This window comes from Gemmiger sp. An120 (genome assembly GCF_002160955.1).
GTDB lineage: Bacteria > Bacillota > Clostridia > Oscillospirales > Ruminococcaceae > Gemmiger_A > Gemmiger_A avium.
Genome location: NZ_NFLN01000007.1, coordinates 38,958 through 52,154 on the forward strand (window position 1 = coordinate 38,958; position 13,197 = coordinate 52,154).

Sequence of the window (13,197 nt, forward strand, 5' to 3'; positions counted from 1 at the left end):
ACACCCCGGCGAAGCTGTACAGAGGGCCGGTCCGGGGGAGATGACATCTCCCCCGGTCCCCCTGGAAATCGCGGGCCAAATCCTTGGCCCGCAAAGAAATACAGGAAGCATTCGTCCATAAGCCCGCCGTCCGGACAGATTTTTCCCGCGAGCCGGAGAATTCCGGCTCGCTGAATGGGGGGCTGGGGGACCGGTCCCCCAGATCGGCCCCTGGTACCCTATTCCTCCAGCTGCCGGGCCAGGAAGGCGGCGGAGACCGCCACCACCCGCTCCACCTCCGGGCCGGGGCGGGCGTTCTTGTCGGCGCTGAGCACCGCCACCGCCCCGGCGATATCGCCGCCGCTCAGGATGGGGGCCACCGCCAGCAGATGCCGGTCGGCGCCCTGGCAGGGGAACAGGCAGTCCTCGGCCCGGCCGCTGTGCCGGTAGGGCGCCCGCTGTTCCATCAGCCGCTCCAGCGGCTGGGACACCGGCTTGTCCTGGTAATCCCGTTTTCCCGGCCCGGCGGCGGCCAGAACCCGTTCCCGGTCGCAGACCAGCGCCGTAGCCGACAGGCTTTTTGCCAGCACCTCGGCGTACAGCCCGGCGCAGTCGTTCAGTTCGCCCAGCGGCGAATACTTTTTAAAGATCACCTGGCCTTCCCCGCCCACATAGATCTCCAGCGGGTCTCCCTGGCGGATATGCTGGGTGCGGCGGATCTCTTTCGGGATCACCACCCGCCCCAGATCGTCGATACGGCGCACGATGCCGGTTGCTTTCATAGCCAAACGCCTCCGTCTGCGCGCCCCGCCGGGACGGGGGCGCGGTGTGTTTTGGATTTAGTATCCTCTGCCCCGCCCCGGTTTATGCAGGCGGATTGCATCCCGGCAGCAAAAAACGCGCCGCCCGGCGGGAGATGCCGGGCGGCGCGCCTGTTTTGTATGATTCAGCGGTCCGGTTTTCCACAAAAAGCAGATTCCCTGTGGAAAACTCAGGCCAGCGGGGCGGGGGCCGTATCCCCGTCCGCCCAGTATTGCACCTCGCCGGTGCGCAGTTCCAGCACCACGCCCTCGCCCTGGCGGTACAGGGTCTCCACCGGGCTGGCGGTGCTCACCGGGGCGCACTGCCCGCCCGCGGCCAGGTACAGGGTGCCCGCCGCATCGGTCAGCAGCAGGCCGCTTTCGCTCTGGGCCAGCTGCCGTACCGCAAAGTCCGGCTGCATCCGGCCGCTCTCCAGCGCCGTCCAGTCCTCCGGCTGTTCCACGCTGTACCGGTTGCTGCCGATACCGCCGTCCGAAGCCAGCCAGACCGCGCCGCCGTCCGGCCCCAGGCCGAACCGCAGTACATCCTCCGCCACGCGGGTCCAGGTATAGGGATCGCCCGCGTTGCTGGTGTACAGCCCGCCGTCCGCCGACAGCAGCCAGACCGTTTCGCCGCTGCTCTCCAGCTGGATCACGGTGGCAAACCGGCTTACCGGTTCCAGCTGTCCGCCGGTCTCGCTGCCGGACTGCCACAGGCTGCCGTCGGTGCGCAGCACCAGCAGATGGCCGGTGGTGCCCGCCGCCGCGGCCACGTCGCCGGTATCGGTCAGGCAGGTCCAGCCGGTGCGGGTGGTGCCGTCGGCGTAGGCAAGGCCCATCTGGCCCCAGCGGTTTTCACCGGCGGCCCACAGGTTGCCCGCCTCGTCCAGCGCCAGGCTGGTGCGGCCCGCGCACCAGACCCGCGCCGCCGTGCCGTTAAATCCGGCATCCGCCAGCGGCTGGGCCTCCGGCTGTTCCGGCGCGGCGGCCAGCGCCACGCCCAGCTGCCCCAGGCTGTTGGACCCGGCGCTGAGCACCTGGCCGTTTTTCAGCACCAGGCGCTGGTCGGTGCCCACGCCATAGGAATGGGGCTGGTCAAAATAGGCCGCCAGCACCTGTTGCAGCAGATCGTAGTATTCGTCCCGGTCGGTGGAATCGATCAGTTCCCGGATCAGCCGGATCACCCGTTCCCACTCGCCCGCGTCGGTGTAGATGTCGATCAGGGTGTCGCTGATCTCCTCATCGGGCACGGGGCCCTGGTTCAGATCCTCCAGCATCTGCCCGGCAAACTGGTATTCGCCGGTACCCGCGTAGGCCTTGGCCAGACCAATGTGGGCCTCCTTGCTGACGGGATCGGTGCGGATGGCGTTGTTGAAGGCCAGGATGGCCGCGTTGTAGTTCATGTCGGTCAGGTACTGCTGCCCCAGGGACAGCTGCCGCGCCACACTGGCCGCGCCCCACAGGCTGTTTACCACCAGGTAGATCAGCAGCGCCGCCGCCAGGCAGAGCACCGGCAGCAGCAGCGGGCCTTTATTCCTGCGGAACCGTTCCATCCGTCTCCCCTCCTTCCTCGGCCCCGGTCAGGAACCGTACATACTCAGCGGTGGCCTCCACCTGGAAATTCTGCGGCGTGCCGCCGGTCAGGGCGGGGGCGTTCCAGGTATAGGCCTTGTCGCCGCTGTTCAGGTTCAGCATGCCGTACCCGGTCAGCACGCCGCTCTGGCCCAGATCCATGGTGCCGCCCGCGGCGTCGGCCGCCAGGATGGCCGCCTCGTCCACCGGCAGGGTCAGGTTGCCCTGCACCGACAGGCTGAACGCGCTCTCCTGCCCCTCGGCCACCTCTTCAGTCAGCCAGGGATCCCGCAGCGCCAGCCGCCCGTCCCCGGTCAGCAGCGCCGTGGCGGACAGCCGCAGCCGTCCCAGCCGGAAGGAGCCGGTGTTCAGCCGGGCGCCCACCAGCAGCGCGTCGGGGTATTCCTGCACAAGCCCGTCGTCCCAGGTCAGGGTCAGGGTGTGGCCGCCCGCGGCCGGGGCGGCGGGCAGGGTCAGATCCACCGTGTAGGCATCATTTTCCCGGGCAATAAAGTTCACGTCCTGCCCGCCCAGCTGTACGCCGGTCAGGTGTTCCGCGCCCAGCACCGGTTCCAGCCACAGGGTTATGGTCAGGGATCCGTCCTCCGCCAGCCGGGTGGCCATGTCGTCGGTGGTGACAAAATCCGGATCCAGTTCCCGCAGGCCGCGCCCGTCGGAGCCCTCGTCCTGCAGGGAGTACTCCACCCGCACGCTGGCCGAGCCCTCGCCGGTGGTCACGTAAACGTAGCGGCCCTCGGCGGTGTCGGTGTCGGCGGCGGTGTAGCGCAGCTGCACCCGGTTGCCGATCAGCCCCACCAGGCTGGCGTAGACGTTCTCCAGCTCCGAGGACGAATCCGCCCGGATGTACTGGCCGCCGGTGGCGTCGGCGATGGTCTGCAGCAGGTTGTCGTCCACCTGGCCGAAGCCGATGGTGTGCACCACGATGCCCTGGGCGGCCAGCTGCTGCACCACCCCCATGTCCAGGCTGCTCTGGCCGTCGGTCATGAGCAGCACGGTGCGGGCGCCGTCGGCCCGGCCCAGCACCGCCAGAGCCTGTTCCAGCCCGGCGGAGATGTTGGTGCCGCCATTGGCCACCAGTTCCCGGGCGGCCGCCTGCAGACGGGTGGGATCGGCGGACAGCTCCGACGCCACCCGCCCGGTATCCTCAAAGGTAACCAGCGAGGTGTAGGCCCCGTTCAGATCGCTCTGGGCAAACCGGATCAGGGCCTCCTGCAGGTTGGCCATGGGCTCGCCGCCCATGCTGCCGCTGCAGTCCACCACGCAGCACAGCTGGTTGGTCACGCCCTCGGCGTCCAGCATCTCCGCCTGCCAGTCCACCTCGGCGCGGGTGTCCTTCACCTGGCCCTGGCCGTCCACCAGCTGCTGCATGGCTTCGGCCCGGCCGCTGAGCAGCAGGGTCACCTGGGGGAATTCGCTCAGATCAATGCCGGAGGCATACAGATCCTTACCGTAGACCTTCTGGTCGCTGACGATCCGGTCGGCAAAGCTCTGGGTCAGGCTGCCGGAGGCCAGGGCCACACTGTCGGAACCGCTGGACAGCAGCGCCACCATGGTGTCCCGGAACTGATCCGACTCCACCCCCACCGCGTCGGAGCCGCCCTCATAGGCGCGGCGCACGGCGTTCAGCCCGTTGGTCAGGCTGCTGGAGGGGCTCAGGCGGCACTGCAGCGAACCGGCCGCGCTCAGCAGCTGATCCACTGCCCGCTCGTAGTCCCGCATGGCATACTGCAGCCGGGCGCGCACGATCTCCGCCTCCAGGCTGTGGATGTCCGCGATGGAGCTCAGCGCCCGCCGGGCGTAGAGGTTGTCGCTCTCGGCCTGCAGTTCCTCCTGCCGGGCAAACAGCTGGGCCTTTTCGTCGGCCAGCCGCTCGCTCTCGGCTTCATCGGAGGCGCCTTCCAGCGCCAGATCCAGCTGGGCCTGCTGGGATTCCAGTTTTTCAATCTGCCCGGCCAGCTTTTCCCGCTCGGCCGTGGCGCTCTCGTCCGGCTCCTGCCCGTCGGCCGCAAAACAGGAGGCATCCAGATAGTCGCCGCTGTAGACGCTCTCAGCCACCGCGCTGGCCAGCAGCAGACGGTTGTCGGCGCTGGGGGCCAGCTGCACCAGCTGGGCCGCGCTCTCCACCGCCCAGCGATTGGAGCCGTTGTTCAGCGCCTGATCCACCTGCTGGCGCAGGCGCTCAGCCTCGGGCAGCTCCTGGTCATAGGCAGTGGGGTCCTCCGGATCGCCCAGCCAGACGCCGGTCTCGGCGGCAAACCGCCGGTCAGCCTGGGTACGGGCCGCACCGGTCAGGGCCGACTGCTCCCGCAGCAGGGCGGCGGCGGTACGCACCGCCTCATAGTCCCCGGCTGCCACGCCGGACACCATGCTGCACAGGTTTTTCTCGCTGTCGGTGCGGGCCAGGTTGTTCAGGGTATCCGCCCGCAGCCGGGCGATGGTATCGTTGCCCCGCAGCCGTTCCAGCAGCAGCTGGGCCGCGGTGGTCTCCAGATCCTGCCGGTCGGTTTTCAGCAGATACTGGGCCGCCTGTTCGGTCTGGCCCTGCTCCAGATAGCACAGGGCCAGGTAACTCCAGGTGCGTTCCTCCCGGGTCTGGTTCCACTGGCCCACGCCCAGCGCGCCGCCCAGCACCGCCAGCAGCACCCCGGCCACACAGAAGGACGCCATCCACACCCGGGACAGTTTTTTGCGCAGCAGCACACCGGCCGCCAGGCCTGCCACGCCCAGCACCAGAAAGCCGATGGCCATAATCCAGCCGGTCATACCGCGCCTCCTTCCGGCGCCTGCGCGCCGCATTTTACGCAGAATTTCTGCCCCGCCTTAAGCGGCGCGCCGCACACGGCGCAGACCCGCGGCCCGGCCGTGGGCAGCTTTGCCGGGGCCGTCTCCGGCATCAGTTCCGTGGCCGCCGGCGCGGGCTTCTTCTCCCGCTTCGCCGCCGCTTCCGGCATCAGCACCGTAGCCGCGGGTTCGGGCTTCTCTTCCCGCTTTGCCGCCGCTTCCGGCATCAGCACCGTAGCCGCGGGTTCGGGCTTCTCTTCCCGCTTTGCCGCTGCCTCCGGCATCAGTTCAGTAGCCGCCGGGGCGGGTTTCTCCTCTGCCTTTGCCGCCTGGGCCATAGGCACGGTGGGGGCTGCCGGGGCAATCTTGCCCGCGGGGGCGATCTTGTCCGCCCCGCCCAGTTCCGCCGCGCTGGGGGCCAGCTTTTCCACCGGCTGAACCTTTTTGCCCTTGCGGGCCGGCTTTTTCTCCGGCACCGGGCGGGCCGGGGCGATCTTTTTGCCGGCGTTGCCGGGCATCAGTTCGGTAGCAGCCGCGGGGGCCACCTTGTCCTGCCGGGCGGCTTCTTTTGCCTTTTTACACCGCCGCAGCGCCAGCCGGATCAGCAGCCCGGCCGCCAGCACCACCGCCGCCGCCAGGGTATAGGGCCGGCTGACCGCCAGCACCTGCCCCAGGCCGGTGCCCATGCGGTAGGCGCCCAGCCCCCGCAGCAGCACCGCGGCCGCGATGGTATACGCCGCCAGCACCACCGTCAGGGCGATCAGCACCGGCAGGACCCATCCAAAACGTCGTTTCATCCGCCTGCACACTCCTGTATCACAAAATCAAACCGGGCGCAGGCCCGAAAGCCCGCGCCCGCCAGGCTGTCAAAAAATTTTGCCAGCCTGGCGGGTCGTTTTTGCTGCCGTTGCAGCAGCAAAAACGGAAATATGGCAAGTGGGAGAGGGCCCTGATGGTCCTCTCCCACACCCTCTCCCCTTTCGGTAAAAAAGGAGAGAACCTGTCGCTTCAGGCCGGACGCCGGTTCAACGCCCGCGCCCGTACCTTGCCAAATCTTACAGCTTGGAGCCGCAGTTGCCGCAGAACGCCGCACCGGCTTCCAGTTCCGCGCCGCAGTTCGGGCAGACGGGGGTCTGCGCCAGGCGCTCCATCACGCTGCGGTCCATCTGGGCGCCGCAAGAGGGGCAGAACTTGCTGGTGCGGGCTACCTCGGCGCCGCAGCCGGGGCAGATGTTCACGTTGCGCACCTCCAGCAGGGTAGCCTTGCTGGCTTCGATGCCGGCCTTGACCTGGGCCACCTCCTGCAGCAGGGCCTGGGCGTCCGCCGCGTCAACGGGCACCAGTTCCGGATGCTCCACCAGGAACTGGCCCAGCTGGCTGTGCAGCTCCCGCAGGCGCTGCTCCTGATTGGAGATCTCCATATTCAGGCGGGTGATCTCCGCCATCTCCTTGCTCTTGCTAACCGCGCTCTGGGCAAAACGGCCCACGCTCTCTTTCCAACCTGCCATGTAGGGTTACCTCCTTTTTATGATGCCGTAAAACGGCGGTTTACTTCGCCAGGGACTTCTTGTACGCCAGGAACGCCAGCAGCCCGTACACCACCAGATACAGCAGGGTGCCGTAGGACAGGGAGTGGAAGCGGATCAGGCTGGACAAAAAGCCGTAGGCGTAATCCACAGCCCAGATACCCAGCGCGATGGCCAGCATCTGGAACTGGCACAGGGACAAAGCCAGCAGCATGCCCAGCACAAAGCCCCAGAAGCACAGGGCGGTAACAAAGCCGCCCAGATAGATAAAGTTGCTGATCAGGCTCAGCGCGGCAAACACGATGCCCATGATGGCGCCCAGAGGCATCAGGGTGCGGAAGAGCGCCTTCTGGCTCAGGTAGGCGTTCAGGGTCTGACAAACTTGTTCCAGTTTCATAGTTGTGATTCCTTTCTGTGTGCGATATATTCCCCACGGCCCGCCAGGGGCCGTTTACCGGTTTATTGATACTCCCGGCGCACCGCCTGGGTGATCCGCCGCCGGGCCCGGCGCAGCAGCACCGCCGTTATCAGCGCCCCCAGCACCGAGATCCCCGCACCGGCCAGGCCGCCGTAAAACAGCAGCATGCTGCGGGTCAGTTCCATCTCCATTGCCGTTCCTCCTTATTCCATCGCCCAGCCGGCGGCAATCAGCTGATTGACCAGTTCCTCCAGCCGCAGCATCTCCGCATCCTGCACCGAAGCGCTGGCATACAGCTGCTGCGCCTGCCGCCAGGCCGCACCCATGGCGGTGTAATCCCGCTGCTCGGTGGGCTTGGCGCCCTCCCGGTCGGCGTAGAGCAGCGCCAGCCGCATATACACCCGGTAGTCGCCGGGATAATCCTGTTCCAGTGCCAGCAGCTGCTGCTCGGCCTCGTCGTACCGGTCCAGATACTGCAGCACCACGGCGGCGTTCTGCCGCACCGCAAAGGTGGCGTAGCCCCGGTCCAGCAGCTGCTGCAGGCAGGCCAGCGCCTGCTCGTAGTCCTGCTGCCAGCCCTCGCCGCCCGCGGCGCCCCGGCGCAGATAAGCCTCGCTCAGCATCTGCAATTGCAGGCTGTTGCCCGCCGCGCCCAGACGGCTGCAGGCCGCCGTGAGCAGATCGATCTCCTGCCCCAGCCAGGCGTCCCCCAGCTGCTGGCAGCATCGAGCCGCCTGCTGGGAGGCCCGGCTCACCACCGTGTCGTCCTCCGACCGGCTGGCCGCCAGGCTCAGCTGTTCCAGCGCGGCCTCGTAGTTGCCATAGGCAAATTCAATCTCGCCGCTCACCATCGCCAGGTCTGCCTCCGGGCATCCCTGGCCCCGCAGCTGTTCCACCGTTTCCCGGGCCAGTTCCGGCTCGCCGGTGCGGGCCCAGGCCACCGCCAGATCCCGCTGGTAGGCCAGCTGGGTGCCGTCCAGATACACGGCGTTCTGGTAGGCCTGCAAGGCGTCGGTGTACTCCTCCAGCTGATAATGGCAGGAGCCCAGCACATACTGCACCTCGGCCTGGGCCTGGCGGAACTGCTCCTCGCTCATGCCCGGGTCAGGCTCAAAGGTCTGGCCGGACAACAGATCCACCGCCTGCTGGTACTGCCCGGTGCGGAACAGCAGCCCGCCCAGCCGGGCGTAAGCCTCGGTGGCCTTGGGCTCCAGCTGCACCGCCTGCATCAGCAGCTGCTCGCTGTCGGCGTACTGCATCTGTTCCATCAAGGTCTGGGCCTGCTGCACCAGGCTTATGTATTCGGTGCGGGTATCCTGCTGCATCCCCCGCCAGCCCAGCGCCGCGCAGAGCAGGCTGCCCGCCAGCGCCAGGCTCCACAGCCCGGCCGCCGCCCAGCAGGACGCCGCCCAGCGCTTGTAGCGCTTGTCCATCTTTTCCAGCCGGTTCAGCGCCCGCAGCATCTCGGAGGCGGAGGCAAACCGGTCTTTCGGGTCGGGGGTCATGGCCCGCTCGATCACCTGGCGGAAGGGGTCGCCCAGCTGGATGTCGTACCGCTCCAGCGGCACCACGCCCTGGGCCCAGACCAGCGGGTCGTACCCGGTGATCATGTAGTAGGCCAGCGCGCCGATGGCGTACAGGTCGGTGCGGGTGGTCACATGGCCGAATCCGGCCGCCGCCTGGGCCAGCGCCCGCAGCGGGCTGTCCGCCGGGAACAGCTCCGGCGCAAAATTGTACTGTTCCGGCGCCGCATAGCCGGAGGAGGCGCCGATGGCCTCCATCTCTTCCTCTTTGGCCACCAGCGAGGCGTTGAAGTCGATGACGCAGATGTCCCCGTCGGGGGTGATCATCACGTTTTCCGGTTTCAGGTCGCTGTGGATGATGGCCGGGCTGCGCCCGTGCATGTACTCGGTCACCTGGCACAGCTGCAATGTCCAGGCCAGGGTCTGCTTCTGGTCCAGCGCGCCGTGGGCCTGCACATACTCCCGCAGGGTGCAGCCGGGCACCAGCTCCATAATGGTATAGCAGTACCCGTCCGACGCACGCTTGAAATCGTAGATGCGGGGCAGATACTGGTGGCGCAGCCCGGTCAGGATGCGGGCCTCGCTGCCCTCGTCCATCTTACCCTTGAACTGGCTCTTGACCCGCTTGATTACTACGTCCACATCCAGCCCCTGCTTGTGGGCCCGGAACAGGCTGCTGAATCCGCCCTCCTGGTTCAGGGGGCGCACATCCACCAGATCCTGCCCCAGAACCTCGGCCGGGATGCCGGTATCGGTCAAAACGCTCATGAAACTTTCTCCCCATCACGGGGCCTCGCCCCGTGTTCACAAATTCTCCATATTATTATACCGCCCGCCTTTCCCTGTCGAAAAGCGTCATTCCGGGCAAACCCGCCACCAAAAATGCCCGCAACCGTGCTGTTTGTGAATCGTGAAATTTCTTTTCTTCCTCCTCCTTGACAAGTAACTATCATAGTGATATTATTTTGATATCAGATAACTACCTTTTCACAAGGAGGAACAAATCATGACGGAAAAACTGTTGCAGAATAAAAAGAACGGTATGCCGATCCTGCTGGCGATCCTGGCGGGGTATGTTGTGGCCATCCTGGTAGTGCTGTGGGCGGCAGGCGCTTTCGGGGAAGCGGCAGTGCCGGAGAATCTGTCCGCACTGACCGGCGTGCTCATGGCGGTGTGCGTGGCCTGGCTGTGCCTGGGCTGGATCCTGGCCTGCGGCCTGAAGGTACTGCGGCCCCAGGAGGCCCTGGTGCTGACCCTGTTCGGCAACTACATCGGCACCCTGAAGGGCGAGGGCTTCTATTATGTAAATCCCTTCTGTTCCGGCGTGAACCCGGCGGCCCGTACCCGGCTGAACCAGAGCGGCGACGTAAGCGAGCGGCCGGTGCCCACAGGCAAAAACGAGCTGAGCGCAACACCGGTCAGCAACAAGCTGAGCCTGAAGGTCATGACCCTGAACAACAACCGCCAGAAGATCAACGACTGCCTGGGCAACCCGGTGGAGATCGGCATTGCGGTGACCTGGCGCATCGTGGACACTGCCAAGGCGGTGTTCAGCGTGGACAATTATAAGGAGTTTCTGTCCCTGCAGTGCGACACCGCCCTGCGGAACATCGTGCGCATCTACCCTTACGATGTGGCCCCCAATGTGGACACCACCGGCGACGGCCAGGCGGACGACGGCAGCCTGCGGGGTTCCAGCGAGATCGTGGCGGCCCGGATCAAGGACGAGATCCAGGCCCGGGTGCAGCAGGCCGGTCTGGAGATTCTGGAAGCCCGGATCACCTACCTGGCCTACGCGCCGGAGATCGCGGCGGTGATGCTGCAGCGCCAGCAGGCGTCGGCCATCATCGACGCCCGCAAGATGATCGTGGACGGCGCCGTGGGCATGGTGGAGATGGCCCTGGAGCGTCTGAGTGAAAACCAGGTGGTAAACCTGGATGAGGAGCGCAAGGCCGCTATGGTGTCCAACCTGCTGGTGGTGCTCTGCGGCAACCGGGACGCCCAGCCGGTGGTCAATTCCGGCAGCCTGTACTGATGGCCGGGGAGAAAAAGCAGATCCCGCTGCGGCTGTCCGCCAGCCTGTACGCGGCCATTGCGGCCTGGGCGGAGGATGATTTCCGCTCGGTGAACGGCCAGATCGAGTACCTCCTCACCGAGTGCGTGCGCCAGCGCAAGAAAAACGGCCGTCCGGTTCCCCATGAACTGGACGTGCCGCCGGATCTGGATATTGAATGAAAAACGGGACGTTCCGCGCAGGAACGTCCCGTTTTGTTATCGCCACAGTTCAGCCAGCCGCGCCGCCAGCGGTTCGGCCTGCCCGGCAGCCAGGGCGCCGTAGCCCAGCACCACGGTGGAGGGCGGGCAGGTGGCCGCCTGGCAGAACTCGCTCAGGCCCGCCAGCCGCACCCCGGCGGCCCGGGCGGCACGCACCATCTCCCCCTCCGGCGGGCCGCCCGCCACCCGCAACAGGAAATGCAGCCCCGCCTGCCGCCCGCCGAAGGTCAGCCGGTCGGCGCCGAAGGCGGATTCCAGCGCGCCGGTCAGGGCGGCGGCCCGGGCCCGGTACTCCTTGCGCATCCGGGCCAGATGCCGGGTGAAGTGCCCCTCGGCCATGAACCGGTACAAAGTCTGCTGCTCGAACCGGCTCACGGTGGAGGCGTAGGCGGAAAACCGCGCCCGGTAAGCCCCCAGCAGATGCCGGGGCAGCACCATATAGGCGATACGGATGCTGGGCGCCAGGCTTTTGGAGAAGGTGGACAGGTACACCACCGGCCCGTCCGGCCCGGCCATCCCCTGCAGGCTGGGCAGCGGACGCACGTCGAACCGGAATTCCGAGTCGTAGTCGTCCTCTAAAATATACCGGCCGGGCGCAGCCATCGCCCAGGCCAGCAGCCCGGCCCGGCGGGGGGCGGGCATGGTCACCCCGGTGGGGAACTGGTGGCTGGGGGTCACATAGGCGATGCGGGCCCCGGAGGCTTCCAGCGCGTCCAGGTCCATGCCGCCCGCGTCGATGGGCACCGGCAGACAGGCCACGCCGCAGTTGCCCAGCACCGCCCGGGGCCGCAGGTAGCCCGGGTCCTCCAGCGCGGCGGAGCCGCCGGGCAGCAGCACCGCCAGCAGGCTGAGCAGGTATTCCGCCCCGGCCCCCACCACGATCTGGTCCGGCGTACAGACCACACCCCGGTAGCTTTGCAGATAGTCGGCAATGGCGGCGCGCAGTTCCTCGTCCCCCTGGGGATGGCCGTGGGCCAGCAGACCCGGCTGGGCGTAGAGCAGTTCTTTCTGGATGCGGCCCCAGGTACGGAACGGGAACAGCCCGGTATCCACCCCGCTGGTGCCGCAGTCGAACTGCCAGACCGGCGCGGCGGCCGCCGTCGGGACGGGCGGCACAGGGGCGGCCTGGGGCAGACCGGGCAGCGGCAGCGAGGCACGCCCGGCCACAAAGAAGCCCGACCGGGGCCGCGCGTCCAGCCAGCCCTCGGCGGCCAGCAGCTGGTAGGCGGTGTCCACCGTGTTCACGCTGACCCCCAGCTGTTCGGCCAGGCTGCGTTTGCCGGGCAGGCGGCGGCCGGCGGGCAGTTCCCCCGCCCGGATGCGCCCGGCCAGCGCCCGGTACAGCTGTTCGTACAGCGGCAGTTCCCCCGCCGGGTCGAGAGAAAGCAACGGTGTCGGCATGGCGGCCCCTCCCATCTGATACCATAAAAAATATGTATTCTGACCATTTCAATGGGGTCAGAGTTCGCTATAATAGAGCATACAGACCGGGGCGAAAAAAGTCAAGGGCAGCTCCGCACAATTCCAGGCGGTGGAGCGCGCCAGAAAAATTTTTTGTGATATGAATCAAAAAACGCAGGCAAACCTGGGTGGTTTGCCGAGTATTTTTGGAAAATAGCACGGAATTTTTAGGCGGGATACGCCGTCTGAGCCGTCAGGCGCGAATTGTGCGGAGTTGCCCCAAAAACCCCGGCGGGGAGGAAAGTTGTATGCGAAATCAAGACAGACATATCCGGCGGCTGACGGTGCTGGCGATGCTGGCGGCGCTGGCCTATGTGGGATTCGCGGTGCTGCAGTTCCGGATTCAGCTGCCGGGCGGGGACGCCACCAGCATTCATCTGGGAAATTCCATCTGCGTGCTGGGGGCGTTGCTGTTCGGCGGGATGTACGGCGGCGTGGGCGGCGCGATCGGCATGAGCCTGGGGGACCTGTTTGATCCTACCTATATTACCTATGTGCCCAAAACCCTGATCACCAAGCTGTGCATTGGCCTGATTACCGGCGTGGTGGCTCATCGGGTGCTGCACGTAAGCCAGCAGACCGATCCGAAACGCCGCAGCCTGTATGCCGTCATCTCGGCAGCGGCGGGCCTGGCGTTCAACTGCGTGTTTGATCCGCTGTTCGGGTATTATTATAAGCTGCTGATTCTGGGCAAGCCCGCCGCCGACCTGACCCTGGCCTGGAACGTGGGTGCCACCTGCATCAACGCCGTAATCAGCACCGCCGTGGGCGTGGCCGCCTACCTGGCCCTGCGCCCCGCCCTCCAGCGCGCCGGACTGTTCCGGGATCTGCTCAAGTGAGAG

At 66.7% G+C, this 13,197-nt stretch carries 12 protein-coding genes; 3 read left to right on the forward strand and 9 right to left on the reverse strand.

From position 1 onward, the window contains the following. Positions 1 to 218 precede the first annotated feature (218 nt). The 8 genes from B5E65_RS07675 to B5E65_RS07710 form a co-directional block, all read right to left on the reverse strand. Positions 219 to 761, reverse strand: a complete 543-nt coding sequence (locus tag B5E65_RS07675) for a stage V sporulation T C-terminal domain-containing protein (protein WP_087171184.1) — start codon at positions 759 to 761, stop codon at positions 219 to 221. Positions 762 to 970: 209 nt separating this feature from the next. Further along, positions 971 to 2,332, reverse strand: a complete 1,362-nt coding sequence (locus B5E65_RS07680; protein WP_087171185.1) for a hypothetical protein — start codon at positions 2,330 to 2,332, stop codon at positions 971 to 973. Further along, entirely contained in the window at positions 2,310 to 5,135 is a 2,826-nt protein-coding gene (locus B5E65_RS07685; protein WP_143402986.1) for a VWA domain-containing protein, read from the reverse strand. The genes B5E65_RS07680 and B5E65_RS07685 overlap by 23 nt, the downstream gene beginning before the upstream one ends. Continuing rightward, positions 5,132 to 5,950, reverse strand: a complete 819-nt coding sequence (locus B5E65_RS07690; protein ID WP_143402987.1) for a zinc ribbon domain-containing protein — start codon at positions 5,948 to 5,950, stop codon at positions 5,132 to 5,134. Before B5E65_RS07690 ends, B5E65_RS07685 begins: the two co-directional genes overlap by 4 nt. 258 nt (positions 5,951 to 6,208) lie before the next feature. Next, positions 6,209 to 6,661 (reverse strand): zinc ribbon domain-containing protein, encoded by a 453-nt coding sequence (locus B5E65_RS07700; protein WP_087171189.1) that lies wholly within the window; start codon positions 6,659 to 6,661, stop codon positions 6,209 to 6,211. Between the two features lie 40 nt (positions 6,662 to 6,701). Further along, on the reverse strand, positions 6,702 to 7,076 hold the full coding sequence (locus tag B5E65_RS07705) for a hypothetical protein (RefSeq protein ID WP_087171190.1): 375 nt from the start codon (positions 7,074 to 7,076) through the stop codon (positions 6,702 to 6,704). Between the two features lie 62 nt (positions 7,077 to 7,138). Beyond that, on the reverse strand, positions 7,139 to 7,288 hold the full coding sequence (locus tag B5E65_RS16195; protein ID WP_158098539.1) for a hypothetical protein: 150 nt from the start codon (positions 7,286 to 7,288) through the stop codon (positions 7,139 to 7,141). A gap of 12 nt (positions 7,289 to 7,300) precedes the next feature. Further along, positions 7,301 to 9,388, reverse strand: coding sequence for a serine/threonine-protein kinase (locus B5E65_RS07710; RefSeq protein WP_087171191.1), 2,088 nt, complete (start codon positions 9,386 to 9,388; stop codon positions 7,301 to 7,303). A gap of 238 nt (positions 9,389 to 9,626) precedes the next feature. On the opposite strand from B5E65_RS07710, the gene B5E65_RS07715 reads away from it, so the two are divergent. Together B5E65_RS07715 and B5E65_RS07720 are read left to right on the forward strand one after the other, a co-directional pair. Continuing rightward, a complete protein-coding gene (locus B5E65_RS07715) occupies positions 9,627 to 10,655 on the forward strand; it encodes an SPFH domain-containing protein (protein WP_087171192.1) in 1,029 nt (342 codons plus the stop codon). Beyond that, positions 10,655 to 10,855 (forward strand): type II toxin-antitoxin system antitoxin, encoded by a 201-nt coding sequence (locus B5E65_RS07720; RefSeq protein ID WP_087171193.1) that lies wholly within the window; start codon positions 10,655 to 10,657, stop codon positions 10,853 to 10,855. The genes B5E65_RS07715 and B5E65_RS07720 overlap by 1 nt, the downstream gene beginning before the upstream one ends. Positions 10,856 to 10,891: 36 nt before the next feature. Here the strand turns inward: B5E65_RS07720 and pdxR are convergent, their stop codons facing one another. Then, positions 10,892 to 12,295 carry a MocR-like pyridoxine biosynthesis transcription factor PdxR gene (gene pdxR / locus B5E65_RS07725; protein WP_087171194.1) on the reverse strand — a complete coding sequence of 468 codons (1,404 nt, stop codon included), beginning with the start codon at positions 12,293 to 12,295 and terminating at the stop codon, positions 10,892 to 10,894. Between the two features lie 308 nt (positions 12,296 to 12,603). Between pdxR and B5E65_RS07730 the strand changes: the two genes are divergently transcribed. Further along, positions 12,604 to 13,194: an ECF transporter S component gene (locus B5E65_RS07730; RefSeq protein ID WP_087171195.1), complete on the forward strand. Its 591-nt coding sequence runs from the start codon at positions 12,604 to 12,606 to the stop codon at positions 13,192 to 13,194. Positions 13,195 to 13,197: the final 3 nt, after the last annotated feature.

Bases quoted from the DNA above. Each gene is read 5' to 3' on its own strand.
- B5E65_RS07675 (WP_087171184.1), bottom strand. From the start codon at position 761: ATGAAAGCAACCGGCATCGTGCGCCGTATCGACGATCTGGGGCGGGTG.
- B5E65_RS07680 (WP_087171185.1), bottom strand. From the start codon at position 2,332: ATGGAACGGTTCCGCAGGAATAAAGGCCCGCTGCTGCTGCCGGTGCTC.
- B5E65_RS07685 (WP_143402986.1), bottom strand. From the start codon at position 5,135: ATGACCGGCTGGATTATGGCCATCGGCTTTCTGGTGCTGGGCGTGGCA.
- B5E65_RS07690 (WP_143402987.1), bottom strand. From the start codon at position 5,950: ATGAAACGACGTTTTGGATGGGTCCTGCCGGTGCTGATCGCCCTGACG.
- B5E65_RS07700 (WP_087171189.1), bottom strand. From the start codon at position 6,661: ATGGCAGGTTGGAAAGAGAGCGTGGGCCGTTTTGCCCAGAGCGCGGTT.
- B5E65_RS07705 (WP_087171190.1), bottom strand. From the start codon at position 7,076: ATGAAACTGGAACAAGTTTGTCAGACCCTGAACGCCTACCTGAGCCAG.
- B5E65_RS16195 (WP_158098539.1), bottom strand. From the start codon at position 7,288: ATGGAGATGGAACTGACCCGCAGCATGCTGCTGTTTTACGGCGGCCTG.
- B5E65_RS07710 (WP_087171191.1), bottom strand. From the start codon at position 9,388: ATGAGCGTTTTGACCGATACCGGCATCCCGGCCGAGGTTCTGGGGCAG.
- B5E65_RS07715 (WP_087171192.1), top strand. From the start codon at position 9,627: ATGACGGAAAAACTGTTGCAGAATAAAAAGAACGGTATGCCGATCCTG.
- B5E65_RS07720 (WP_087171193.1), top strand. From the start codon at position 10,655: ATGGCCGGGGAGAAAAAGCAGATCCCGCTGCGGCTGTCCGCCAGCCTG.
- pdxR (WP_087171194.1), bottom strand. From the start codon at position 12,295: ATGCCGACACCGTTGCTTTCTCTCGACCCGGCGGGGGAACTGCCGCTG.
- B5E65_RS07730 (WP_087171195.1), top strand. From the start codon at position 12,604: ATGCGAAATCAAGACAGACATATCCGGCGGCTGACGGTGCTGGCGATG.